This window comes from Paraburkholderia sp. BR10936, assembly GCF_040965735.1.
In the GTDB taxonomy this organism is placed as follows: domain Bacteria; phylum Pseudomonadota; class Gammaproteobacteria; order Burkholderiales; family Burkholderiaceae; genus Paraburkholderia; species Paraburkholderia nodosa_A.
Genome location: NZ_JBFRCM010000001.1, coordinates 57,185 through 82,630 on the forward strand (window position 1 = coordinate 57,185; position 25,446 = coordinate 82,630).

General features: G+C 64.4%; 22 protein-coding genes and 1 tRNA gene. 14 read left to right on the forward strand and 9 right to left on the reverse strand.

Annotated features, from left to right (window positions below):
• Nucleotides 1-87: 87 nt before the first annotated feature.
• Nucleotides 88-1,542, reverse strand: a complete 1,455-nt coding sequence (locus AB4Y36_RS00265; protein WP_342945523.1) for an APC family permease — start codon at nt 1,540-1,542, stop codon at nt 88-90.
• 310 nt (nt 1,543-1,852) lie between these two features.
• Entirely contained in the window at nt 1,853-2,869 is a 1,017-nt protein-coding gene (locus AB4Y36_RS00270) for an AraC family transcriptional regulator (protein ID WP_368682077.1), read from the reverse strand.
• 207 nt (nt 2,870-3,076) lie between these two features.
• Here AB4Y36_RS00270 and AB4Y36_RS00275 point away from each other — a divergent pair, with 207 nt between their 5' ends.
• The 5 genes from AB4Y36_RS00275 to crcB all read left to right on the forward strand — a co-directional run bounded on the left by AB4Y36_RS00275 (nt 3,077) and on the right by crcB (nt 9,001).
• Nucleotides 3,077-5,059, forward strand: coding sequence for a primary-amine oxidase (locus AB4Y36_RS00275; protein ID WP_368682078.1), 1,983 nt, complete (start codon nt 3,077-3,079; stop codon nt 5,057-5,059).
• 7 nt (nt 5,060-5,066) lie between these two features.
• On the forward strand, nt 5,067-6,047 hold the full coding sequence (locus AB4Y36_RS00280; protein WP_368682079.1) for a hypothetical protein: 981 nt from the start codon (nt 5,067-5,069) through the stop codon (nt 6,045-6,047).
• 83 nt (nt 6,048-6,130) lie between these two features.
• Nucleotides 6,131-7,570: a phenylacetaldehyde dehydrogenase StyD gene (styD, locus tag AB4Y36_RS00285; RefSeq protein WP_368682279.1), complete on the forward strand. Its 1,440-nt coding sequence runs from the start codon at nt 6,131-6,133 to the stop codon at nt 7,568-7,570.
• Nucleotides 7,571-7,693: 123 nt separating this feature from the next.
• A complete protein-coding gene (locus AB4Y36_RS00290) occupies nt 7,694-8,440 on the forward strand; it encodes an SDR family oxidoreductase (protein ID WP_368616082.1) in 747 nt (248 codons plus the stop codon).
• Between the two features lie 180 nt (nt 8,441-8,620).
• Nucleotides 8,621-9,001 carry a fluoride efflux transporter CrcB gene (gene crcB, locus AB4Y36_RS00295; protein ID WP_342945518.1) on the forward strand — a complete coding sequence of 127 codons (381 nt, stop codon included), beginning with the start codon at nt 8,621-8,623 and terminating at the stop codon, nt 8,999-9,001.
• Between the two features lie 67 nt (nt 9,002-9,068).
• On the opposite strand, the gene cfa is transcribed toward crcB, so the two are convergent.
• Complete coding sequence (cfa, locus tag AB4Y36_RS00300) at nt 9,069-10,232, reverse strand: cyclopropane fatty acyl phospholipid synthase (RefSeq protein ID WP_083245106.1); 1,164 nt, start codon at nt 10,230-10,232, stop codon at nt 9,069-9,071.
• A 234-nt stretch (nt 10,233-10,466) separates the two neighbouring features.
• Here cfa and AB4Y36_RS00305 point away from each other — a divergent pair, with 234 nt between their 5' ends.
• Nucleotides 10,467-10,883: an HIT family protein gene (locus AB4Y36_RS00305; RefSeq protein ID WP_368682080.1), complete on the forward strand. Its 417-nt coding sequence runs from the start codon at nt 10,467-10,469 to the stop codon at nt 10,881-10,883.
• A gap of 36 nt (nt 10,884-10,919) precedes the next feature.
• On the opposite strand, the gene AB4Y36_RS00310 is transcribed toward AB4Y36_RS00305, so the two are convergent.
• Nucleotides 10,920-11,591: a nitroreductase gene (locus AB4Y36_RS00310; protein WP_368682081.1), complete on the reverse strand. Its 672-nt coding sequence runs from the start codon at nt 11,589-11,591 to the stop codon at nt 10,920-10,922.
• A gap of 86 nt (nt 11,592-11,677) precedes the next feature.
• Nucleotides 11,678-12,883 carry a porin gene (locus AB4Y36_RS00315; RefSeq protein ID WP_368616080.1) on the reverse strand — a complete coding sequence of 402 codons (1,206 nt, stop codon included), beginning with the start codon at nt 12,881-12,883 and terminating at the stop codon, nt 11,678-11,680.
• 220 nt (nt 12,884-13,103) lie between these two features.
• On the opposite strand from AB4Y36_RS00315, the gene AB4Y36_RS00320 reads away from it, so the two are divergent.
• Nucleotides 13,104-13,194 (forward strand) — tRNA-Ser (locus AB4Y36_RS00320).
• Between the two features lie 113 nt (nt 13,195-13,307).
• On the opposite strand, the gene AB4Y36_RS00325 is transcribed toward AB4Y36_RS00320, so the two are convergent.
• The 4 genes from AB4Y36_RS00325 to acs all read right to left on the reverse strand — a co-directional run bounded on the left by AB4Y36_RS00325 (nt 13,308) and on the right by acs (nt 18,524).
• Nucleotides 13,308-13,670 carry a hypothetical protein gene (locus AB4Y36_RS00325; protein ID WP_083245108.1) on the reverse strand — a complete coding sequence of 121 codons (363 nt, stop codon included), beginning with the start codon at nt 13,668-13,670 and terminating at the stop codon, nt 13,308-13,310.
• Between the two features lie 390 nt (nt 13,671-14,060).
• Entirely contained in the window at nt 14,061-16,079 is a 2,019-nt protein-coding gene (locus AB4Y36_RS00330; protein WP_342945487.1) for a VC_2705 family sodium/solute symporter, read from the reverse strand.
• Nucleotides 16,076-16,441 (reverse strand): DUF4212 domain-containing protein, encoded by a 366-nt coding sequence (locus AB4Y36_RS00335; protein WP_083245109.1) that lies wholly within the window; start codon nt 16,439-16,441, stop codon nt 16,076-16,078. The genes AB4Y36_RS00330 and AB4Y36_RS00335 overlap by 4 nt, the downstream gene beginning before the upstream one ends.
• Before the next feature lie 100 nt (nt 16,442-16,541).
• Nucleotides 16,542-18,524: an acetate--CoA ligase gene (acs, locus tag AB4Y36_RS00340; protein WP_069262501.1), complete on the reverse strand. Its 1,983-nt coding sequence runs from the start codon at nt 18,522-18,524 to the stop codon at nt 16,542-16,544.
• A gap of 333 nt (nt 18,525-18,857) precedes the next feature.
• On the opposite strand from acs, the gene AB4Y36_RS00345 reads away from it, so the two are divergent.
• From AB4Y36_RS00345 to AB4Y36_RS00375, 7 genes are all read left to right on the forward strand, one after another.
• Complete coding sequence (locus tag AB4Y36_RS00345) at nt 18,858-19,754, forward strand: DMT family transporter (RefSeq protein ID WP_368682082.1); 897 nt, start codon at nt 18,858-18,860, stop codon at nt 19,752-19,754.
• Nucleotides 19,755-19,957: 203 nt separating this feature from the next.
• Entirely contained in the window at nt 19,958-20,602 is a 645-nt protein-coding gene (locus AB4Y36_RS00350; RefSeq protein WP_069262503.1) for a TIGR00645 family protein, read from the forward strand.
• A gap of 53 nt (nt 20,603-20,655) precedes the next feature.
• The gene (locus AB4Y36_RS00355; protein WP_069262504.1) at nt 20,656-22,179 is read left to right on the forward strand and encodes a fumarate hydratase; all 1,524 of its coding nucleotides are present in this window, start codon (nt 20,656-20,658) and stop codon (nt 22,177-22,179) included.
• Between the two features lie 201 nt (nt 22,180-22,380).
• The gene (gene bfr / locus AB4Y36_RS00360; protein WP_069262505.1) at nt 22,381-22,860 is read left to right on the forward strand and encodes a bacterioferritin; all 480 of its coding nucleotides are present in this window, start codon (nt 22,381-22,383) and stop codon (nt 22,858-22,860) included.
• 70 nt (nt 22,861-22,930) lie between these two features.
• Entirely contained in the window at nt 22,931-23,791 is an 861-nt protein-coding gene (gene murI, locus AB4Y36_RS00365; protein WP_256094518.1) for a glutamate racemase, read from the forward strand.
• 365 nt (nt 23,792-24,156) lie between these two features.
• Nucleotides 24,157-24,411, forward strand: coding sequence for a bacterioferritin-associated ferredoxin (locus AB4Y36_RS00370; RefSeq protein WP_028208420.1), 255 nt, complete (start codon nt 24,157-24,159; stop codon nt 24,409-24,411).
• Between the two features lie 288 nt (nt 24,412-24,699).
• Nucleotides 24,700-25,431, forward strand: a complete 732-nt coding sequence (locus tag AB4Y36_RS00375) for an energy transducer TonB (protein ID WP_342945483.1) — start codon at nt 24,700-24,702, stop codon at nt 25,429-25,431.
• Nucleotides 25,432-25,446 lie beyond the last annotated feature (15 nt).

Here is a 25,446-nt window from a genome sequence, read left to right on the forward strand (position 1 = left end):
GCCGAAGCGCGGCGCCGGGAGCGCGCCGCACGAGTCAGGAACTGCGGGAATCGAGGGCTTGACGCGAGACGCGTCCCGGGCAAGTCGTTATTGGCCGAAGCGCGCGTAGATGTCCGGCCGCGAACGCTTGAGCACGAAAGCAATCAGCACGCCGATCAGCGCCACCGCGAGCACGACCCACGGGAACGCACGTACGACCGGGCTATCGGAACCGGCGAGCGCGTCGAGATTGCCGATCAGCACGATGCCGATGGAGAGCAGACCGCAGCCGCCCAGCACCGGCGCGAGGAACGCGTGCCACAGTCGCGTGTCCTTCTTCGTGGCGCGGAAAAACGCCGCCACCGAAAAACTCGTGACCGCCTGCAGCATGACGATGCCGATGGTGCCGAGCGCCGAGCCCCAGCTGAACACGATGTTGAACGGATCGCTGCCCGCGAGAACGAAAAGGCCCACCGGCACAGCGACCGAAAGTGTCTGCAGATAGCTCGCGAGATACGGCGATCCATACTTCGGATGCAGGCGATCGAGCACCGCGGGAAGAATCCCCTCGCCCGCAAGCGCGTGGATGTAACGCACGATCGTGTTGTGGAACGACAGCAGGCTCGCGAAGATGCTGGAAAGCAGCAGGAAGCTCATCGTCGTGGTCATCGCGCCGCCCAGGTACTTCGTCGACTGGATGAACCAGAAGTCGCCCGGCTGTTTCGTCGCGACGTCCGTGACGTTGCTGATGCCATAGGCGCAAACGATGGCCCACGTGACGAACGCAAAAAACACGAGAATCAGCGTGACGGAAACATAGGTGGCGCGCGGCACCGTCACCTTCGGGTCGCGGCACTCCTTGCCGTAGATCGCCGTGGCCTCGAAACCGATGAACGACGCGAGCGCGAACATCACCGCGATGCCGAGGTGGCCGCTGAAAACGTGGCGCGGCGAAAACGGCTCGAGCGTCAGGCCATCCGGTCCACCATGATGAATCACGATCGCGAGGCTCAGCAGCAGGAGGATGCCGAGTTCGAGACACATGAGCACGCCGAGCAGGCGGCTGTTCAGGTCGATACCGCGAATGCCGGTGAACTGCACGACGACGAGGCACGCGAATGAATACGCGTACCACGGCAGCGAACTATGCAGCAGTGGCCCGAGCACCACCGTGCAGAAGAAACCGAACAGGCCGTACAACGCGATCTGGATGCTCGTGTACGAGAGCAGCGCGACGAGTGCGCCGGCCATGCCAACAGGTCGGCCGAAACCCGCCGTGATGTACGCGTAGAACGCACCGGCACGCACGATGTGGCGGCTCATTGAAGCGAAGCCCACGCTGAACACGAGCAGCACGACGCCCGCGATCACGAATGCGCCGGGAATGCCCGCGCCATTGCCAAGGCTGATGGCGGGTGGCACCGCGCCCAGCATGCCGGTGAGCGGCGCCGCCGCGGAAATGACGAGAAAGACGATCTGCCAAAGCCCGAGCAGGCTGCGCTGTGAGTCCACTGCCGCGTTGTCTCCAACGAGGTGAGCGGGAGAAGAATACGGTTCGTTCATCGTTGCCTCTGCGGGTGTCTGTTCTGGGTTCGCCATACGACACGATGAAGAACCGCGTGCCTCCGGCGCTCGACGAATCGAATTTCCCGATTCGGATTGAGCGCATGGTAGGCAGCTAATAAACTCGCCGGCTTGGCGCAACGCGCCAATTACTCGATAAAGTGCGCCAGGGCTGGAGCGGGTTTTCACTTAACCGCGCTGAAGCGGCCGATATTACCTTCGGCATCCTGATTAATGCCGCGAGCCGGGAATCCGTACTTCAGCCCACAAGCTTACTGAAAGCCGTCAATTCTCTTTCACGATTTGCGCGCTAGCGGGGTCGCTTGGCGCCTGCACGGCCCCAGTTGCGCGTCGCACGCCATAGCACGGTGGCGTCGGCATAACCCACGGCGCGGGCCACGGCCGCGTTGGTCATGCCCTCCTGCTCGCGCAGCACCGCCACGCTGCGCTCGCGCTCTTCGCGAATGATCTGGCGCACAGAGGTCCCGGCGTCGGCGAGATGCCGCTGCAAGGAGCGGTCCGAAAGCCCGAGGTCCTTGGCGATATCGCCGACCACGAGCTTTTCGCGCGCGAGCCGGCGCGTCACGAGATCGCGCACCTGGTCCACGAGCGTATGCGGAATCGTGTCGCGGGAAATCAGGTCGGTGGCGTGGCGCTCCATCATGCGCGCCATCTGCACGTCGGCGCTCTTGAGCGGCGTGTCGAGATCGTGCGGGTGCAGGACCACACCGTTGGCCGGCTGCTGGAAGCGCACGGGCACGCGAAAGAGGCGCAAATAAGGCTTGAGGTCCTCGGGCGCGGCGTGCTCGAAATGAATCTCGCACGGCGTCCATGCTGCGCCTCGCACCTGGCGAATCATGTGGCACATGGCGGAGACGCTGTACTCGGCGTCCTGCCGGCGCGGCCAGATTTGCGTATGCGCGATGCGATAGCTCCACATCGGCCATGCGTTGTCGCTCACGAGATCGACGGCCGTCGCGCTTTGCCACGAGCCGAGCGCGTCGGTGAACTTACGGATTGCGGCGCCGAGTGTAGGCGACGACATGAACACGAGGCCAGCCGGCCCCAGTTCCGTGAGCTGCAATTCGGCGCCTAAGCGCAGGCCGAGAAAGGGTTCGTCGAGGACCTGCGCCGCGCGTTCGAACGCGCCCACGTAGCGCCCGAGCGCCACGATTTCGTACGGATTGGAAAGCTGCCGGCGACTCAGGCCGAACTCGGCCAGTAATGCATCGCAGTCCGCACCGGCGGCGTCGAGTGCACGCACGATGGGACCCATCACGGCACCGCGAATCATCGGGAAACCGCTATTGACAGGCACTCTTTTCATGTCTCGCTCCATTAGGGCCTGTATGCGCCGACGGATTTAACAGTCGATCGTCTCTGGCGCACTCTATCGCCCCTTTGGCGCGTTTTGCAAGCGCGAAAAAAATGCGGCGTTTCTACGATTGACCCATCGACATCGCATGAGACGAATGCGGTTTCTTCATACCGTCCCATGCCCTGTTGCGCCCAACGCCATCCTTACGAAATGCTTATGAACACGAATCCGAACGCGCATCCGCTCGACCCGTTGAGCCTCGCCGAAATGCAGCTGGCCTGTGACATCGTGAAAGCCGCCGAGCAGCTCGATGATTTTGGGCGCTTTCCTGTCACCGAACTGTGCGAGCCGCCCAAGGCGGAAGTGCTCGCGTACAAGCATGGCGATTACTTCTCGCGCCGCGCCTTCGTCATCGTGATCGATCGCACCCGCAGCCAGACGCTCGAATTCGTGGTGGACCTGCGCGAGAAGAAAGTGGAATCGCGTAAGGCGCTCGCCTTGCAAAACGCGCCCTATGGCCAGCCGCCCGTGATGATCGAAGACTTCATGAACGCGGAGCGCATCGTCAAGGAAGACGCAGCATGGCGCGAGGCCGTGAAAAAGCGCGGCCTCACCGAAGACGAACTCGAGCGCGTGCAGGTCGATCCGTTCTCCGCCGGCGCGTTCGACCGCCTGAACGAGAATGGCCGCCGCCTCGTGCGTTGCGTAAGCTACTACCGGGAATCCCTGACCGACAACGGTTACGCGCACCCCATCGAAGGCGTCGTCGCCGTGGTGGACCTGCTCGCGCACAAGGTGATCGAGCTGATCGACGACGGCCGCATCATCCCCATTCCGCGCGCCAGGCACAACTACGACACGCCGAGCCTCGGCAAGCCGCGTGACACCGTCAAGCCGCTCTCAATCAGTCAGCCCGAAGGCCCGAGCTTCACGATAGACGGCTGGCAGGTTAGCTGGCAGAACTGGAAATTCCGCGTGGGTTTCACGCCGCGCGAAGGGCTCGTGCTGCACCAGATCACATGGGACGACGGCAAGAGCGCGCCGCGCCCGATCGTCTACCGCGCGAGCGTGACCGAGATGTGCGTGCCCTACTCGGACCCCACCACGAACCATTACTGGAAAAGCGCGTTCGATGCGGGCGAATACGGACTCGGCAAGCTCGCGAACCAGCTCGAACTGGGCTGCGATTGCCTCGGCACGATCCGCTATTTCGACATTCCGTCCGCCGACGACTTCGGCAACGGCTTCGCCATGAAGAACGCCGTGTGTCTGCACGAAGAGGATTACGGCACGCTCTGGAAGCACTACGAGTTCCGCACCGGTGTGTTCGAGATGCGCCGTTCGCGCCGCCTCGTGATCTCGTTCTTCGCAACAGTGGGCAACTACGATTACGGCTTTTACTGGTACTTCTATCAGGACGGTACGATCCAGCTCGAAAGCAAGCTCACGGGCATCATCCAGACTTCCGCGGTGGCGGATGGCGACAGTTACCCGTGGGGCGGCATGGTCACCGAGAACCTGGGCGGCCCGACGCATCAGCACTTCTTCAACGCGCGCTTGCACATGATGGTGGACGGCGAGAAGAACTCTGTCACCGAGCACGAATTCGTGCCGCGCGCGATGGGTGCCGGGAATCCATACGGCAACGTGTTCGATACGACCAGGCGCGTGCTCAAGACCGAGCAGGAAGCGGCGCGTAACGCCAGTGGTCAGACGGGGCGCTTCTGGAAAGTGGTGAACCCGAACGTGAAGAACCGCGTCGGCGCGAATCCGGGCTACAAGCTCATCATCAACGACTCGCCGCTCATGCTCGCCGATCCCAACTCGAAGGTGCGCCAGCGCGGCGGCTTCGCCACGCGCCACGTGTGGGTCACACCGTACGACACGACGCAGCGCTACGCGAGCGGCGACTACCCGAACCAGCACGCCGGCGGCGACGGCCTGCCGCTCTATATCGAGGCGAACCGCAACGTAGAGAACGAGGACATCGTGCTGTGGCACAGCTTCGGCCACACGCACGTGTGCAAGCCCGAGGATTTCCCCGTGATGCCGGTGGAGTATGCGGGCTTCATGCTCAAGCCCAACAACTTCTTCTACGGCAATCCCGCGATGGACTTGCCGGGCGGGCGCGATCCGCACAGCGTGCAGGACCGCGCAGACGCGCCCGAAGCAAAATCGTGCTGCCACGGCAAGCAGTGAGCGCGCGATGATGCCGCGCGAGCGCCGCCTCGATGTAATGCACGCCGCACGCCTGCTGTGCGTCTGGGCGTCGATCACGGGCGGCGCGAGCGCGCTTGCGGGAGGCGTCATGATCGCGGCGATGTCGGCCGGCGCGCCGTTTGCCGCATTCGCCGCGAGCGCGCTTGCCCTGCCTGCGATGTCGTTGATTCCGGGCGTGCTTGCGCGCAGCTTCGCCACGCACCCCACGGTGCCGATCGCGAGCGCACTCGCACTCACGATGGCGGCAATGGGCGCCGGCGCGCACGCAGGAGCAACGCTCGCGCAGACGCCGCTCATCCTGGGCGGCGTCGCCTTGATCGCCGCGGCGTGCATGCACTTGCGGCGCACGCGCGATAGCGCGGCAAGGTCGGTGCATACGCACGCAACGGCGCCCGTGTGGCGCAACGGCATGCTGCTCATCGCACCCGCGCTGCTTGCAGGCCTGTCGAGCGGCGTGCTCGCGCGCTTCCAGTTTTTTGCGCTCTGCGGCGGCACTGCGATGTCCGTGACGAAGGTTGTGACATCACTCGCCGTGGTGAGCCTCGCGGGCTGGCTCGCCGATCGCGTCGATTACCGACGCGCACTGCTCGCGCTCTTCGTATTGCGTGGCGGACTGCTCGCCGCGCTGACGTTCGATTGCCTCGCGCCGTGGGCTGCGCTTGCTGCCCCCGCATTCGCCGTGCTCGACTACCTGACGCTCCCCACGCTCATACGCGGCGGGCGAGCGTCGCGCGCTTCGGGTATCGGCTGCCCGGGCCTCGCACATCACGCGGGCATGCTGGCAGGCGCGGCGCTCGCCACCACGGCATGGGGCTTCGGACAGGGCTTTTACGCGCTGTTCATCGTTGCGGGCGCGCTCAATCTTGCATGCGCATACGCATTCGCAATGCCACGCCGATTCCGTGCACACACGCCCTACCCTGCGTCAGCCGCCCTCGCTACGGGCAGCACAATCGACTTACGCTGAAACACCGAAAAACGTTCGCATTACTACCGAAATCAGGAGACGGTATGGACTGCCAGGACTTCACGCACACGATCCGCACACAAATGTTCGTCGACGGACGTTTTAGCGAAAGCGGCAACGGCCGCACGTTTGCCGTATTCAATCCCGCCACGGGCGCGGAGATCGCGCAGGTGCCCGACGCCAGCGACGCCGACATCGACGCTGCCGTCATTGCCGCGCGCCGCGCCTTCGAAGCCGACACGTGGCGGCGTATGGCGCCCGCCGCGCGCGAGCGCCTGCTGCTCAAACTCGCCGACCTCGTCGAACAGCACGGCGACGAACTTGCTGCGCTCGAAACGCTCAACCAGGGCAAGCTGCTCGCCTTCTCGAAGATGCTCGAAGTGGGCGGCAGCGTGCAATGGCTGCGCTATATGGCCGGCTGGGCCACGAAGATCGAGGGCAGCACCGTGGATCTCTCGCTCGCTTTCCCGCCCGGCGCGCGCTATAACGCCTCCACGCGGCGCGTGCCTGCGGGCGTGGTCGCCGCGATCGTGCCGTGGAATTTCCCGCTGCTGATGGCGGTCTGGAAAATCGCGCCCGCGCTCGCCTGCGGCTGCACCGTGGTGCTCAAGCCCGCCGAAGAAACCCCGCTCACGGCCATCCGCCTCGCCGAGCTCGCGCACGAAGCCGGCTTTCCGCCGGGCGTGTTCAATGTCGTCACGGGCCAGGGCGAGACGGCGGGCGCAGCGCTAGTTCGTCATGCGCAGGTGGACAAGGTCACTTTCACGGGCTCGACCGAAGTGGGCCGCCTCATCGGCAAGCAATGCGCGAGCGATCTCAAGCGCGTCTCGCTGGAACTGGGCGGCAAGAGCCCCGTGATCGTGCTCGACGACTGCGATCCGCAGCGCGCGATCGAAGGCGCAGCCGGCGCGATCTTCTTCAATCACGGCCAGGTCTGCACGGCAGGCTCGCGCCTGTATCTGCCGCGCGCGCGTTTTGAGGAGATCGTCGATGGCATCGCTAAGGTTGCGCGCGCAACCGTGCTCGGCTCGGGTTTCGATGCGGCCGCGCAGATGGGCCCGCTCGTTTCGGCGCGCCATCGCGCCAAGGTCGCCGGCATGATCGCGCAGGGTCGCGACGAAGGCGGCGAGGTCGTGGCGGGCGGCGGCGGCGGCAATCGGCCCGGCTTCTTCATCGAGCCCACGGTGATTGCGAACGCGACCAACAAGCCGCTTACCGTCGTGCGCGAAGAGGTGTTCGGGCCGGTGCTCGTCGCCATGCCGTATGACGACGTCGAAGAAGCCGTCGCGGCGGCGAATGCTTCGGAGTACGGTCTGGGCGCGAGTGTCTGGACCAACCAGCTCGACCGCGCGCTGCGCGTCGTGGACGGCGTGCAGGCGGGCACGGTATGGGTCAACACGCACAACATGGTCGACCCGGCATTGCCCTTCGGCGGCTTCAAGGCCTCGGGTATCGGGCGCGAGCATGGCCGCGCGATCATCGACGCGTACACGGAGACGAAATCCGTCTGCATCGCCTACTGAGCGCCGCCGTGCAGCATTGTTAATCGAAATGGAATGATGAAACCCGGCGGCGCGCAATGATCGCCGCCGCGGTTTCGTCCATGATCGAGCCCGTTCTCACCACTTACGAGAAGGACTCCGATCATGAATGCCTCCACGAATTCGCGCGGCGTCGCCATCGTCACGGGCGCCTCGCGCGGCATCGGCGCCGCCATTGCCGAACGTCTCGCGCGCGACGGCTACGCCGTCGTCATCAACTACGCTTCGCGCAGCGCCGAAGCCGAGGCGCTCGTCGCGAAGATCGCGGCGGGCGGCGGTCGCGCGATTGCGGTGCAAGCGAACGTCGCGAAGGCCGACGACGTGCGCCGTCTCTTCGACACCACCGCCGAAACGCTGGGCCAGCCCACACTGCTCGTGAATAACGCGGGCATCATGAAGACGGTGACAGTTGCCGATTCAACCGACGCGATCTACGACGAAACGTTCGACATCAACGTGCGCGGCACGCTCAACACGCTGCGCGAAGCGGCGACGAAACTCGCGGATGGCGGCCGCGTGATCAACTTCTCGACCTCCGTGCTCGCGATGAATCTGCCGGGCTACGCGCTCTATACGGCCAGCAAGGCGGCCGTGGAGACGATCACGCGCGTGTTCGCACGCGAGCTGCGCGGCCGCTCGATCTGCGTGAACGCGGTGGCGCCGGGGCCGGTGGCGACAGAGCTGTTCCTCAGCGGCAAGACCGAAGAACAGGTCCAGCATTTCGCGAACATGCCGCCGCTGCAGCGCCTCGGGCAACCCGACGACATTGCAAATGTCGTGTCGTTCCTCGCGGGCCCGGACGGCGGCTGGGTCAACGGCCAGGTGCTGCGCGCGAACGGCGGGATCGTCTGACACGCCGCCCGGCGTGGCTTCGCGGCAGAACCCGGGCGGAACGTGGTCTCAGGGCAAACCGCTGCGGCGTGAAACCGGCGGTCCCGGCCGGTGCTACACTCCGTGGTCGAAAAACGGTAGAAAGACAGAGCCGGAGGCATGGCGCGCCGGCTCATATTGCGCCCTCAACCACTCCAGACCATGTATCTGTCCATCCTCGCCGTCGGCATTGGCGGCGCGCTCGGCTCGCTGCTGCGCTGGGTCCTCGGGCTACGCCTGAATGCCCTCTACCCTGACCTGCCGCTCGGCACGCTTGCGTCGAACATCATCGCGGGCTATGTGATCGGCGTCGCAGTCGCCTATTTCGGGCGCATGCCCCAACTCTCCGCCGAATGGCGCCTCTTCGTCATTACCGGCTTGATGGGCGGCCTCTCCACGTTCTCGACCTTCTCAGCCGAAGTCGTTTCGCATCTACAGCACGGACGTTTCGGCTGGGCCGCGGGCGAAATCGCCATTCACGTGTGCGCCTCGGTCGTCATGACGATCCTTGGCATTGCAACGGTATCGGCACTGGTTCGCTGATCGGCAACGAAAACGGCCGCGTTCGCCATTCGCGAAACGCGGCCGCATTAGTGATGCGACGGGAAGATCAGGCAGGACGCTGATACCCGCCCAGCAAACCGTTCTTCGAAAACACCCACTGCCACAACTGGATGTCGCGCGCACGGAACGCTCCGGCGCACGAAAGCAGGTAGTAGCGCCACATGCGATAGAAGCGCTCGCCCATCTGCGCCTTGAAACGCGGCCACGCGGCCTCGAAATTCGCGTGCCAGGCCATCAGCGTGCGGTCGTAGTCGGCGCCGAAGTTATGCAGGTCTTCGGCCACGAACAGGCCGCCCGAAGCGTCGGCGATCTGGCCGATGGTCGGCAGCTCGCCGTTCGGGAAGATGTATTTGTCGATCCACGGATCGGGCGTGGTGTCGCGGCGGTTCTTGCCAATGGTGTGCAGTACGAACAGACCGTCGTCGGCAAGACAGCGGTGCGCGACTTCCATATAGGTGCGATAGTTCTTCGGGCCCACGTGCTCGAACATGCCCACGCTCGCAATGCGGTCGAACTTCTCGTCGAGCAACCGGTAGTCCTGCAGGCGGAATTCAACCGGCAGATCCTTGCAGCGCTCGGCGCCGAGCGCGGCCTGCTCCTTCGAGATCGTCACGCCCACGCACGACACGCCATAGTGTTCGGCCGCGAACTTCATAAGGCTGCCCCACCCGCAGCCGATGTCGAGCAGGCGCATGCCAGGCTTCAGGCCCAGCTTGCGGCAGATGAGATCGAGCTTGGCGTCCTGCGCCTCGTCGAGCGTTTTCGCGCCGCCCGACCAGTAGCCGCAGGTGTAGGCCATGTTCTTGTCGAGCATGGCCTCGTAGAACTCGTTGCCGATGTCGTAGTGCTGCTGGCCCACTTTCCATGCCCTGCGCACGGTCTGGCGGTTCATGAGGCGCGCCTTGAGCGCGTAGAAGACGAGACGGGAGGGATCGATCTGGTCGTCTAGATGCGCGCGCAACACATGTGCGAAGAATTCGTCGAGTTGCTCGCAATCCCACTGGCCGTCCATGTAGGCCTCGCCGAGGCCCAGGTTGCCGAGCGCCAATACGCGCTCGGGTAACTGCGGATCGTGGATGCGCATGTCCCACGGCCGTGTGCCGTTGAATTTCACGTCAGCGCGCGCCAATAGCTGGGCTATAAACCGCCAGGCCCCGGAAACGGTGGCCTCACGAACGGGTTGAGCTGCTTCGAGATCAGTCGTTGCCATACGTGCTCCATGCGGCAGGAGTCGGGTCCTTGGTACCTTGCTCCGATGCCATTCAAGAGGTTGCTATCAAGACATTCGTCGTCGCGCGCGCTGCGAGAAACTCTATGATGCACCTACTTCAAAAATTGTGCAGGAACACGCACAAGCCATACGGGGCGGGCCATAATCGCAAACTCGACGAAACCCATCGCCCTGGCGCCAGCAAACGGCGCGCCCGAACTGGAGATACCGACAATGGCCTACGACGACAAGAACATCTTCGCGCGCATCCTGCGCGGCGAGGCACCCTGCATCAAGGTGTACGAGGACGACGCTACGCTCGCGATCATGGACGTCATGCCTCAATCCGAAGGCCACCTGCTCGTGCTGCCGAAGGAAGGCGTCGAGTTCATCTATGAGCTTTCACTGGAAGCCGGCGCCGCCGCGATGGCGACGGTGCAGAAGATGGCGGTCGCGATGCGCAAGGTGCTTGCGCCCGAAGGCCTCTTGATCGCGCAGTTCAACGGCGCCGCCGCCGGGCAGACCGTACCGCACGTGCACTTCCACCTGATTCCGCGCCGCGCGGGCGAAGAACTGCGCCCGCATGCGCGTGAAATGGCCGACATGGCGCAGCTCGAAGCGCTGGCCGCGCGCATTCGCGCTGCACTGTAAGCAATATGTATTGCTAACGTTAGCTATTCTTGACGCTTAAACGCCGTCGAATTGCACGAATTCGTCGAGCGGGACCCGCGCCGAGCGCCACTGGTTGATGGGCGCGTCCGGGTCTTCGTGACCGATCGCCATGCCGCAGAACACCATGCTTTCGCGCGGCAACGCGAGAAACTGGCCAACGCTTTGCGCGTAGCGCGCCCAGCATTCCTGCGCGCAGCTATGCAGGCCGGCTTCGCGCAGGAGCAGCATCACCGTCTGCAGGAACATGCCGAGGTCGGCCCATTGCGGCGGCCCCATCTGACGATCTACGCTGCAAAAGAGCGCGAGCGGCGCGTCGAAAAACGCGTAGTTGCGCGCGAATTGCCGTAGCCTGCCCGGCCGGTCCTCGCGCCCGACGTCGATGCTGCGGTAAAGATCCTCGCCCACCTGATAACGACGCTCGCGATATGGCGAACCCAGCTCGCGCGGATACACGTCGTACTCCATCGGCTCGCCCGCAGGCACCTGCGCAATGCGATCGGCCATGATCGACTTGAGCTTCGCGAGCGATTCGCCGCCCACGACATGAACATGCCACGGCTGCAGATTGCCGCCCGAAGGCGCGCGCGCAGCGGTATCGAGTACCCGGCGAATGACGGCGGGGTCCACCGGATCGGGCAAAAACTGGCGCACGGACTTGCGGCTCGTGACGGCTTCGCTGACCTTCAAGCAGATTCTCCTCGGGGGCTCGACGAAGCATTATCGGCGATCCCCCGCGCGGCTGCCGACGCACGCCGCTTGGCTCCGTTCTGGCGTCAGAACTTGTGACGGATACCCACTACGACAAGCGCCTGATTGCCGGCGCCCGAACTCACGCCGAAGTCGCCGATCGATGCCTGCGCAACGACACTCGAACCCTTTGCGTCGAGCGTGTGGCCACTCGCCTTCTGGTAACCGGCGAGCGCGTAGAGATCGGTGCGTTTGGAGAGCGAGTAGTCGCTGCCGAGGTTCACCTGGTTGTAGTGCGCTGACGAGGGCCCGGTGAGCGACGTGTAGTTGTAGCCCGCGCCCGCGCGCAGCGCCGGTGTGATCTGGTAATTCAGGAACGCCGAGCCGCTATTGAATTTGGCGGTTTGGTGGAAGGTCGAGTACGCATCGTTTGCGTATTGGGTGTTCGAGTAGGCCAGCCCGAAGCTCAATGCGCCCACCGCATAGCTGCCGCCTGCGCGCACGATCTGGATGGAGGTTGCGCTCGCAAAGCCCTGATTGATGACCGTGTTGAAGAGGCTATCCGAGCTGCTCGTCCAGCTGCGCACGCCGGCAGTGAGCGTGCTGCCGCCATTGGCGAAGAAATAGCCGGCCGCGAGCGAGAGCGGCCCGTTCGAGTAGGCGGCGCCGAAGCTGTAAGTCTGGCCGCTGCCGCTCGCGCCGGCCACGCCGCCAAAACCGTACAGCGCCTCGAACTGCAGCCCTGCGACGAGCGGGCTCGCGTACTTGACCGAGTTGCTCACGCGCAGGCTGTTGTCGTAGTTGTCGAGGTCGCCAGGCGTGCCGAACACGCCGCCGAACGGACCGTCAGCGGTGAGCGGCTGCACGAGATCGACGAGCGGATCGTACTGGCGGCCGAGCGTGAGCGTGCCCCACGTCGTGCTGGCAAGACCGACGATCGCCTTGCGCCCGAATTCGCGGCTGCCCTGCCCGAGCGCGCCGGTACCCACGTTGAAGCCGTTTTCGAGCTGGAAGATGGCGGCGAGGCCGTTGCCGAGATCCTCGGTGCCGCGCAGGCCCCAGCGGCTGCCCGAAAGGTTGCCGCTGCTGAGCTTGACGAGCGTGGACTGGTTCAGGCCGTTCGCGCCCTGGGCGTTGTGCACGTAAGCGAGGCCCGCGTCGACGATGCCGTAGAGTGTGACGCTGCTTTGCGCGTGGGCACTCGTGGCGATAGTGGCGCCCGACGCGGCGAAGGCGAGCGCGAGAGCGGCGGTTAGCGGGCGGCGTGTGAAAGAGGCGTTTTTGTTGTTCATGCGGGGCGTTCCGTTGCGTGTGGTGGTTGTCGCTACGCGGTCCTTGCGAGGCGGCTGCAAGGCCGGTGCGGCAACGTTACGGAATGCCCGGCAAGCGGGGAACGAACGAATTCTGCGTTGCTTAGGGTGCGCGAGGGACTTTGCAAAGCGCAGATCGTGCCAGGCGCTGCGCGAGCGCTTTCCTCCGGCGCGCGGAGTCTGCTATAATTCGCCTCCCGCCGGAGAGATGGATGAGCGGTTTAAGTCGCACGCCTGGAAAGCGTGTATAGGTTAATAGCCTATCGGGGGTTCGAATCCCCCTCTCTCCGCCAGGACAAAACGCCGAAACCCCGTAAGCGCAATGACTTACGGGGTTTTGTTTTTCCAGCCCATCAAATAGCCCGCCAGAGAGGGGATAACGTGCGCGGGGCACGTCCGAACGCCCTCAATTACACCCGCTCACAGTGCAATACTTGTTGTACACGAGCCCTTTGCCATCCATCCCCGAGATCGTTCGCGTGCCGTTGCCGTAGTTCGTGATCGTCTCGGTCCACGTCGACCCATCGGCAGCCTGCCCGGTGATGAACGTCGTGTCGCCAATCGACGCGCCGGTCTGCTCCCAGGCCTCGCCCGGCAGCTTCTGCTGATACCCGTTGACGGTAGACGTATTGCCGAAGCGCTGCACCGTGTACGAATTGCCCGATTCGTCGACGCAGTTCTGGAAGGCATCGTTGCCCCAGCATTTGGCAAAAGCGGCGGGCGCCGTAAAGGCGCCGAAAATGATCAGGCTGAGTGCAACGCGCTTCAATGATTTCCCCGAGAAAACGCCCTTTTTCGGCTCGATTCACCACGAGTCCGAGGCCGGCGGCGCGCGAAATTGTACCGTAGCCGCCAGGGCGATCTACGGATGCGCCGGACACGCGTGCATCGCACGCTCCCGCTAGTTATCGGACAAAAAACGGATGACTTGATGGGCGCAACGAGAACAGCAGCGCCGCCGGTCGTTGAACACGCAACGTTGGAAGGAAGTCCGAATCGACCAGAACAGGCAAGCAGAAAAAGGCGTCGGGCCGCAGCCCGACGCCGAATTCCCGCGTACTGCTTCGAGGACCGGCGCGGGAACGAGAGGACTTCAGTATCGCCTCGCCCGCCCGTTTTTTAAGTGCTCGACCGCACACCGGCAATCAGGTCCCCACTCTCACGGATGGCGGATATAGTCCACCAGCGCGAGCGTATACGCGTCCGGCTTGCGATCGATGAGACTCACGCCGATCGCCACGAGAAAGCCTGCGGGCACACCGAACACGCCAGAGCTGATGGGCTCGATGCCAAACCATCGCGGGCCCGCGAAGCCCGTGAGCTGCGTGAAGAACGGGTACGTCGAGACGATGTAATAGACGCACACGGTCAGGCCCGCGATCATGCCGGCCACGGCGCCCAGGCGCGTCGTGCGCTTCCAGAACACGCCGAGCACAAGCACCGGAAAAAGACTCGACGCCGCGAGCGAAAACGCCGCCCCCACCAGAAAAAGAATGTTGCCCGCGTTGAGCGACGCCACATACGAGGCGAACAGCGCCACGCCGAGCAGCAGGATCTTCGACATCGTCACGCGCCGCTGGCTCGACGCGCCCGGACTGACCATGTGGTAGTACACATCGTGTGAGAGCACGTTCGAGATCGTGAGCAGCAGACCGTCTGCGGTCGAAAGCGCAGCCGCGAGCGCACCCGATGCGATGAGCCCCGACATCACATACGGCAACCCCGCGATTTCCGGCGCAGCGAGTACCACCATGTCAGGCTGCATCTGGATATCGCTCCAGCGCACCACGCCGTCGTTGTTCATATCCGCAATGCTGATGAGGTATGGCTCGACGCGCCGCCATTGCATGACCCATTGCGGCAGATCGTCGAAGCGCTGCCCCACCAGATGCGTGAGGATCTCGAACTTGATCAGCACCGCGAGCACCGGCACGGTCAGATAGAAGAGCGCGACGAAAAACAGCGTCCAGCCCACCGAGCGCCGAGCCGAGGCCACCGAGGTCGTCGTGTTGTAGCGAGTGAGGATGTGCGGCAGGCTCGCCGTGCCAAGCGAAAGACACAGGAGCAGCGACAGGAAGTTGCGTTGATGAATGCGCCGCTGGGCATCGTCGTCGGCGGGAAACGGTTCGTTCATCGGCACGGGCGGCGCGGCGCGCTCGAGCAGGTCGTCGCGCTGGCGCGTCCACACCATGCGTGCGGCATCCACGTCGCGCGGGAAGGCGCTCAATTCACGTTCGAGCGAATCGATATCGCGCAGCGGGCCGTTGTGACGGCGCAGGTTCGCAAGCGATTCGACGAGGTGCGTCTTCTCCGCAACGTACGACTGCGGCAGCGTGTCGAGCCGCGTCTGCCATTGCGCCGCGCGCTCGCGGTAAGCGTCGCGCACGGTGGCTTCGGTGCTTGCACCGCGCACGTCATGCTCGAGCGCTTCCACGCGCTGCATCACGTTGCCGTAGTCGACTTGCGGCAGCCAGCCGAGGCCGTCGCGATGCGCGATCAGCGAAACCGGAATCAGAATGGCCGCGATGAGAATGATGTATTGCGCGACCTGCGTCCACGTCACGGCGCGCATGCCGCCGAGAAACGAACATACGAGAATGCCCGCCAGCCCGCAGAAAATGCCGATGGCGAAATCCACGCCGATGAAGCGCGTGGCGATCAGCCCCACGCCCTGGATCTGCGCAACGAGATAGACGAACGAGCAGAGGATGGTCGCGAGCACGGCGAGCGCACGCACGAGGTTGCTCGAAAAGCGCGTGCCGAGGAAGTCGGGGATCGTGTAGCGCGCGAGCTTGCGCACATACGGCGCCAGCAGGAAGGCGACGAGGCAGTAGCCGCCCGTCCACCCCATCAGGTAAGCGAGGCCATCGTAGCCGCTCGCGTAGAGCGAACCCGCAAGGCCGATGAACGACGCGGCGGAAAGCCAGTCGGCGGCCGTCGCCATGCCGTTGAAGAACGACGGCACACGCCGCCCCGCCACGTAGTATTCGACGAGGTCCGAGGTGCGCGAAAGCAGCCCGATCACCGCATATACCGCGATCGGCACGAACAGGAACACATAGCCGATCCACATGCCGGGGCCGGTGGAAAGCTCGATACGCCACATCACGTAGACGAAGGCGAGAAAGCCGAGCGTGTACAACGCATAGGAGCGTATGAGCCGGTGCGCAAGCCTCATCGTTGCTGTGCCTTGCTGGCTTCGCGAATGGCGATGTCGGCTTCGAGCGCGGCTTGCAGTACGCGGTCGGCGCGCTGCATCAGCACGATATAGATCGCCACGAGCAGCACGTAGAGCAGGATCGCGCCCTGTGCGCCGAGGTAGAACGGCAGGCTGAAGCCCGCGAAGCGCAGGTCGGCGAGCTGCCGCGCAAAGAGCGGCGCGACGAACGAGACCAGGAAGCCGATCGTCATGAGCACGGCGATCAGCGCGAGATTGAAGCGCCAGTAGCGCCGATGCGCGCGCGCCATCGCCTCGCTCACCGGAGGTGGCTCAGGCAATGGATTGAGATTGTTCTGCGGAGTCGTGTGTGGCGCGGCCATGCGCCTGTGTAGCAAAAACGCGTAGGGCCGGCAATCGGGGGCAATGCGGGGATCGATGCGGCGCGCGGCGCCAGGCAAGGCGCCGCGCGAGCCTCGGCGTTTAGAGCGATTCGCCGAGCTGGTCCAGAATCGCCGGGTTTTCCAGCGTGGAGACGTCCTGCGTGATCGCCTCGCCCTTCGCGAGCGAGCGCAGCAGACGGCGCATGATCTTGCCCGAGCGCGTCTTCGGCAGGTTCTCGCCGAAGCGGATGTCGCGGGGCTTGGCGATCGGCCCGATCTCCTTGCCCACCCAGGCGCGCAGATCGTTGGCGAGCTTCACGGCCTCGTCGCCCTGCGGACGCGTGGCCTTGAGCACCACGAACGCCACCACGGCTTCGCCGGTGGTGTCGTCGGGGCGGCCCACCACGGCGGCTTCGGCCACGAGCGGATTCGCCACCAGCGCCGACTCGATCTCCATCGTGCCGAGGCGGTGGCCCGAGACGTTCAGCACGTCGTCGATACGGCCCATGATCGTGAAGTAGCCCGTGTCCTTGTCGCGCACGCTGCCGTCGCCGGCCAGATACAGCTTGCCGCCGAGTTCCTCGGGGAAGTAGCCCGACTTGTAGCGCTCGGGTTGTCCCCAGACGTTGCGGATCATCGCGGGCCACGGACGCTTCACGACGAGAATGCCACCCTGCCCGTTCGGCACGTCCTGGCCGGTTTCGTCGACGATCGCGGCCATGATGCCCGGTAGCGGCAGCGTGCACGAACCCGGCACGAGCGGCGTCGCGCCCGGCAGCGGCGTGATCATGTGGCCGCCGGTTTCGGTTTGCCACCACGTGTCGACGATCGGGCAGCGCTTGGCGCCCACGTTTTCGTAGTACCACATCCACGCTTCGGGATTGATCGGCTCGCCGACCGTGCCGAGAATGCGCAGCGAAGAAAGATCATAGCTCTTCGGGTGCACCTTCGCGTCGGCTTCGGATGCCTTGATGAGCGAGCGGATCGCCGTGGGCGCGGTATAGAACACCGTGACCTTGTGCTTGGCGATCATGTCCCAGAAGCGGCCGGCGTTCGGGTACGTGGGCACGCCTTCGAACACGACCTGGGTCGCGCCGATCGTGAGCGGGCCATAGGCGATGTAGCTGTGGCCCGTGATCCAGCCGATGTCGGCCGTGCACCAGAACACGTCCGAGGGCTTGTGATCGAAAGTCCACTTCATCGTTTGCGCGGCCCACAGCAGGTAGCCGCCCGTGCTGTGCTGCACGCCCTTCGGTTTGCCCGTCGAGCCCGACGTGTAGAGGATGAAGAGCGGGTGTTCCGCGCCCACCGGCACCGGCGCGCACGTGTCGCTCTCGGCTGCCGAAAGCTCGTGCATCCACTGGTCGCGGCCTTCGTGCCATGTAACCTTGCCGCCCGTGCGCTTGTAGACGATCACGCTGTGCACCGCTTCGCAGCCGCCCATGGCGAGCGCTTCGTCGGCGATGTTCTTCAGCGGCAGCGCCTTGCCGCCGCGCATCTGTTCGTCGGCGGTGATGAGCGCGACCGCGCCCACGTCGACCATGCGTTCGTTGAGCGACTTCGACGAGAAGCCGCCGAACACGACCGAGTGCGTCGCGCCAATGCGTGCACAAGCCTGCATCGCGACCACGCCTTCCACCGACATCGGCATGTAGATGACCACGCGGTCGCCCTTCTTCACGCCGCGTTTCTTCAGCGCATTGGCGAAGCGCGACACCCGCGCGAGCAGGTCCTTGTACGTGACGTTCGTGACGGTGCCGTCGTCGGCTTCGAAGACGATCGCGACGCGCTCGCCATTGCCCGCCTCGACGTGGCGGTCGAGGCTGTTGTACGAGGCATTGAGTTCGCCGTCTTCGAACCACGTGTAGAACGGCGCCTTCGATTCGTCGAGCACCTTCGTGAAGGGCTTTTGCCAGCTCAGGGTTTCGCGCGCGAGGCGCGCCCAGAAGCCTTCGTAATCGCGTTCGGCTTCGGCGCACAGCGCCTTGTATGCGTCCATGCCGGACACCGTGGCGCCAGCCACCGTTTGCTCGGAAGGCGCAAAGACGCGGCGTTCCTGAAGAACCGATTCAATCGCAGACATCGACAACCCCTTGGTGAAGATGAAACGTCAAACTCGTGGACACGCATGAGCATCTTCAATGCCCGTGCGCGCCGTCTCCGTGCGCCGCCGCCCGCATGCGGGCACGGCGCTATTGGCTTGCGCCGGGAGCCGCCATTGTGGCATCCGGCATGCATGGGCGCGCGATACAGGCACGATCGTGCGCGATCTTCGCAAACTACCCATGCCGGCAAGATTAAGCGTAGCAACTTACCAGCCACTTACGCGCCCATGCAGACCATGCAGCGGCGCGCCATGGCACGCAAGTAAGCAGACATTTAGAATGCTAACTGAACTGCGCACCCGTATTCCAGCTTGAATCGCTATTCCCTGTTTCTCATTGCCTCGATGCTGCTCGTGGGCAGCAACGTCGGCATCGGCAAATCGATTGTCGCCTTCATTCCCGTTCCCCTCTTCGCGCTGCTGCGCTTCGTGATCGCGCTCGCGGTACTGGGCCCGCTCTTGCGTCGCTCCAAAATGCAACAGGTGAAGCGCGGCGAATGGATCAATCTGTTCCTCCAGGCGCTGTTTGGGACATTCGGGTTTACGCTGCTGATGCTCGGCGGCGTGCATCGCACGAGCGCGGTCGCGGCCGGCGTCATCACGAGCACGATCCCCGCCGTGGTCGCCCTCTTCTCCTGGCTTTTCCTGCGCGAGCGCCCCGACGCACGCGCACTCGCTTCCATCGTGCTCGCCATTGCGGGCATCGCGGTCATCAATTTCGCGCACGTGGGCGGCGGTGGCGACACCGGCGCCAGCTCGTTGATCGGCAACCTGATGGTGCTCGGCGCGGTGTGCTGCGAATCGCTCTATGTGATCCTGTCGCGCCGTCTCACCCAAACGCTCGCGCCGCTCGACATCTGCGCGTACACACACCTGTTCGGGCTTTTGCTGATGCTGCCCGTGGGTCTGCGGGGCGCACTGTCGTTCGATTTCGCGAGCGTCCCTTCGGGCATCTGGTGGCTGGCGCTCTGGTACGGGCTTTCGGCAAGCGTGTTCTCGTTCTGTCTCTGGATGACGGGCATACGCCATGTGCCGGGCAGCATCGCCGGCGTGTTCACGGCCGTGCTGCCGGTCGCGGCAGCCGTGTACGGCATCGCGTTTCTCGGCGAGCGCCCCACGCCCGCGCACGGCATTGCTCTCGCCTGCGTGGTGGCCGGCATCGGCCTCGCGAGCCTCAAGATCAGGCGCCTGCCGCCGGTGGCCTCGTGACCATTCCGTAATGCGATTGAAAGTATCGGGCGCGGGCGGCGCTGCCGCAATCCCGGCGAGCCCTTCCTGCGACGCTGTACAATAGCGCCCGCCCGGCCCCTCGCGCGCGCCTTCTGGCCCTAACCAGACGGCCCCGCTTGAGCAGCCCCGCTTAGGCAGCCCCACTTAGGCAGCCCCGCCCGAATTCGCCATCGTGATTGCCCATGTCCGCCGCACGCCCCCAGCCGCCTTCCGCCGCCGCCCCGGGTAAAGCCCGTCGCCGCATGCGTCCGTTGCCCAGCATCATCTTCATGAGCCGCTGGCTGCAGGTGCCGCTCTACCTGGGCCTGATCGTCGCGCAAGCCGTGTACTGCGTGCTGTTCCTCAAGGAGGTCTGGCACCTCGTGAGCCACGCCACCACGCTCGACGAAACGAGCATCATGCTGGCCGTGCTCGGCCTGATCGACGTGGTGATGATCTCGAACCTGCTCATCATGGTGATCGTGGGCGGCTACGAGACCTTCGTCTCGCGCCTGAATCTCGAAGGCCATCCCGACGAGCCCGAATGGCTCGACCACGTGAACGCCGGCGTGCTCAAGGTGAAGCTCGCCATGGCGCTCATCAGCATTTCGTCGATCCACCTGCTCAAGACCTTCATCAATCCGGACGCCGCTTCGGCGCATACGGTGATGTGGCAGGTGATCATCCACGTGGCGTTCCTCGCCTCCGCGCTAGTGATGGCGTGGATCGACCGCATCACCACGCATACGCACCCCGAACACTATCAGGAGCTCGCCGCGCGCCATCCAGCGCCAGGCGGGCACGCCGCTGCGCGTCGAGCGGTTCCCGAGCACGCCGAGTCCGACTGAACCGCGCACACGGCAGACATGATTCAAAACACCCGTCCCCACAGAAGCTAGCCATGACCGTCATCAAACAGGAAGACCTCATCCAGAGCATTGCGGATTCGCTGCAATACATCAGCTACTACCATCCGCAGGACTACATCGAGGCGCTCGGCCGCGCCTACGAACTCGAAGAGAGCCCGGCCGCGAAGGACGCGATCGCGCAGATCCTCACCAACAGCCGCATGTGCGCCGAGGGCCGTCGCCCGATCTGCCAGGACACCGGCATCGTCACGATCTTCGTGAAGGTCGGCATGGACGTGCGTTGGGACGGCGCCACGATGGGCGTGACCGACATGATCAACGAAGGCGTGCGCCGCGGTTACCTGAACCCGGACAACGTGCTGCGCGCCTCGATCGTGAGCCCGCCCGAAGGCGGCCGCAAGAACACGAAGGACAACACGCCGGCCGTGATCCACTACGAGATCGTGCCGGGCGACAAGGTCGACGTGCAGGTCGCAGCCAAGGGCGGCGGCTCGGAGAACAAGTCGAAGTTCGTGATGCTGAACCCCTCCGACTCGATCGTCGACTGGGTGCTCAAGACCGTGCCGACGATGGGCGCGGGCTGGTGCCCGCCGGGCATGCTCGGCATCGGCATCGGCGGCACCGCCGAAAAGGCGATGCTGATGGCGAAGGAATCGCTCATGGAATCCATCGACATCCAGGACATCATCAAGCGCGGCCCGAAGGACTGGATCGAAGAGCTGCGCGTGGAACTGCACGAGAAGGTCAACGCGCTCGGCATCGGCGCCCAGGGCCTGGGCGGTCTCGCCACCGTGCTCGACGTCAAGATCATGGCCACGGCCACGCACGCGGCTTCGAAGCCCGTCGCGATGATCCCGAACTGCGCCGCCACGCGCCACGCGCACTTCGTGCTCGACGGCTCGGGCCCGGCAAAGCTCGAAGCGCCCTCGCTCGACGCATGGCCGAAGGTCAACTGGGAACCGAACACGGAAACGAGCAAGCGCGTCGACCTCAACACGCTCACGCCGGAAGAAGTCGCTTCGTGGAAGCCGGGCCAGACGCTCCTGCTCTCGGGCAAGATGCTCACGGGCCGCGACGCGGCGCACAAGCGCATCGCCGACATGCTCGCCAAGGGCGAGAAGCTGCCGGTGGACTTCAAGAACCGTGTGATTTACTACGTCGGCCCGGTCGATCCGGTGCGCGACGAAGTGGTCGGCCCGGCAGGTCCCACCACGGCCACGCGCATGGACAAGTTCACGGAGCTGATGCTCTCGCAAACGGGCCTCATTTCGATGGTCGGCAAGGCCGAGCGCGGCCCGGTCGCCATCGAGGCGATCAAGAAGCACAAGGCGGCTTACCTGATGGCGGTGGGCGGCGCGGCTTACCTCGTGTCGAAGGCGATCCGCGGCTCGAAGGTCCTCGCGTTCGAAGACCTCGGCATGGAAGCCATCTACGAGTTCGACGTCCAGGACATGCCGGTGACGGTCGCCGTGGATTCGTCGGGCACCTCGGTCCACAAGACCGGCCCCGCCGAATGGCAGGCGAAGATCGGCAAGATTCCGGTCGCCACGGTTTGATGTCTGCTTGATGCCTGTTTAAAAACCGGGGCCGCGCGCCCCGGTTTTTTTTGCATCACGCGAGGCGTACTGAGATTAGTTCCCAGCACTGAGTAAATCGCCGATATACACCGCAATTCAATGTGGATTCGGCCTTGGCTTTTGTGTATTGAGCGTTTATTGTTGGAAACCAGTCACCGCCCCACAAAGAAAGGAAAGACTATGCAAGGCGACAAGAAGGTCATCGAATATCTGAACGCGCAGCTCAAGAACGAGCTCACGGCTATCAATCAGTATTTCCTGCATGCCCGCATGTACAAGCACTGGGGCCTCGAGAAACTCGGCAAGCATGAATATGACGAATCGATCGGCGAAATGAAACATGCCGATATGCTCATCGAGCGTATTTTCATGCTCGACGGTCTGCCGAACCTCCAGGACCTGCATAAGTTGTTGATTGGCGAAGAAACCAGGGAAATTCTCGAGTGCGATTTGAAGCTCGAACAGATTTCCCAGTCCACCTGCAAGGAAGCCATTGTTTATTGCGAATCGGTGCGCGACTTCGTTTCGCGAGAGATTTTCGTGACGATTCTCGAAGACACCGAAGAGCACATCGACTGGCTCGAAACGCAGATCGACCTCATCGGCAAGATCGGCATCCAGAATTACCAGCAGTCGGCCATGGGTTCGGTAGAATCCTGATCGCGCGCCTCGCGCCCGCGCGCATCCGTCCGCCTTGCGGGTGCGCCTCAACCCTTTTGCGCCCATCCCCGTGAACCTTCCGGCCTCATCCAGCGCTGCGCCCATCGGCATCTTCGACTCTGGCCTCGGCGGCCTGTCGGTGCTGCGCGCCGTGCGTGCGCTACTGCCCGCCGAGCGGCTAGTGTATGCCGCCGACTCGCGCTACGCCCCCTACGGCCAGCGCGACGACGACTTCATCGCCGACCGCACGCTCGCGATCTGCGAATGGCTCGTGGCGCAGGGCGCGAAGGCGCTGGTGGTGGCCTGCAACACGGCGACGGCGCAGTCCATCGCGCTCGTGCGCGAGCGGCTCTCCATCCCGCTCATCGGGGTGGAGCCGGGGATCAAACCGGCGGCGCTGGTTTCGAAATCGCGCGTAGCGGGCGTGCTCGCCACCCAGGTCACGCTGCGCAGCGCGCGCTTTCAGGCGCTCGTGGAGCGCCACGCAGCCGACCTGCGCGTGCTGTGCCAGCCGGGCCATGGCCTCGTGGAGGCCGTGGAGCGCTGCGACATCGGTTCGGCCGACTTGCTCGCGCTACTGCGCGCATACGTCGAGCCCATGCTCGATGCGGGCGCGGACACGCTCGTGCTCGGCTGCACGCACTACCCGTTTCTCGACACGGCGATCCGCTCGATCGTCGGGGAACGGATGACGCTCGTCGACACGAGCGTCGCCATCGCGCGGCAGCTCGAACGCGTGCTCGACCAGCACGGCCTGCGCGCTAGCGGCGAGCCTGCCGGCGCGGGCGGCGACGAGATTCGCTTCTGCTCGACGAGCGACGGCGCGCACCTGCACGAACTGGCGGCCGCGCTGCTGGGTCTCGACGCCCCTGTCGAGCGCGTAGTCATCCCCTCGCGCCGCTCGCGGGAACTGGAAGCGAACGCCGCCTGACGCACCGGCGCCACACACCGCGCGTGATACGAAGTTCGCGATTCGCGCCTCCCCCGGAAGAGCGCGTTTCAACCCCGTTTCCGCCTATCTGACTCACCCGCCTCGTTCCGCTTGGCTCCTGCCAGGAGTCTCCTGGTGAACTCCCGCGGCAATGCTCAATCCTGCTGACAGTCACGCAACGGCTAACCGCTAGCCGGCCCGTCAAACGCCTTGACGAGCGCTCTACAAGGCTTGCCTTTTCCTGACGCAAAGCAAAACCCCTGCTAACCATCCGGTTTTGTTACAAAAAATCCGCCTCCGCGCTTGCCAAACCCAGCAAACATAATGATAATAATTCGCATTAACTCTCTCTATTGCGGTCCATCATGATTGTCTGCGTTTGCAAATCCGTCTCCGACCGGACGATCCGCGCCTCCATTCAGGAAGGCATGGATTCTTTCGACGAGCTGCAGTTCGAGCTCGGCGTCGCGACCTGCTGCGGCAAGTGCGAAGAATCCGTTCGTGACGTGATGGCGCAAAGCGGTGTCTGTGCGAGCCGCTGCGGGGTCACGCAACCGGCGCACCCCGCCGTGGTCCCCCATGCGGTTCCGCTCACGTTTTACGAGCGCAAGGCTGCCTGAAGCCATGGCGCGCATCCGGCCACCGATGCGCGCCCGCCCCGTCCGCCCGTTTAGCCGGCGGCGCCTCAGGCGCCACGCGCCGCGGACGTCAAATCGCCGCCGACAGCAAGCCCGTCTCCCGACCAGCCAGCTACCGCTCGTACCCCTCAAAGGAGGTCGTGATGGAATTGCTGCTCGGATTCGTAACGACGTTGTGCATCTCGCTGTTGATCTTTCGCAAATAAAGCTGCCCGACACGACGCGTAGGTTTGCCTGCGCGCCGTCGTCCGCATGGCAGCCACGCTAAACATGCAGGCTTTCCAAACCACCGCTGGCACGCTGCCGTCTCCCTCCGTTCGCGTCAACCGCCGTGTCGTCACCGCGAGCGCGATCGTGGTCGCGCTGCACGCCGCGCTCATCGCCGTCGTGCTGATGAAGCGCGAACCCGTGACGCCCGTCGCGCTCCAGTCGCAGACGATGATGGCCGAACTGCTCAAGCCCGAACCGGTCGCCGCCCCCGCTGCGATTCAGTCCACGCCCACGCCGCCTCCGCCCAAGCCGGTCCCGCACGTGACGCGCGAGAAGCCGAAAGTACAGCCCAAGCCCAAGCCAACACCGCTGCCCGTGGCCGAAACGCCCTCGCAGCACGCGATCGAATCGGCCGCGCCCACGGCACCCACGCCGCCGGCTCCCACGCCGCCCGCACCGGCACCGCAAGCCGCGGCGGCCACCGACGCCAGGCCGACCATGGCGCTCTCGGCGCCGAAGAACGTCTCGCACCTCGACTGCCGCATCGTGCAGCCCGACTATCCGACGCTCTCGCGTCGGCGCGGCGAAACCGGCACGGCATTCGTGCACTTCGTCGTGGGCCTCACGGGCAAGATCGAGAACATCGAGCTGAAGAAGTCGAGCGGCTCCACCCGCCTCGATGACGCCGCGCTCGACGCGATGCGCCAAAGCTCGTGCAAGCCGTACCTGGAAAACGGCGAAGCCGTCCGCGCGGCCTACACGCAACCATTCGAGTTCAGCCTGAACAATTGACGGGCTGAAGTCACA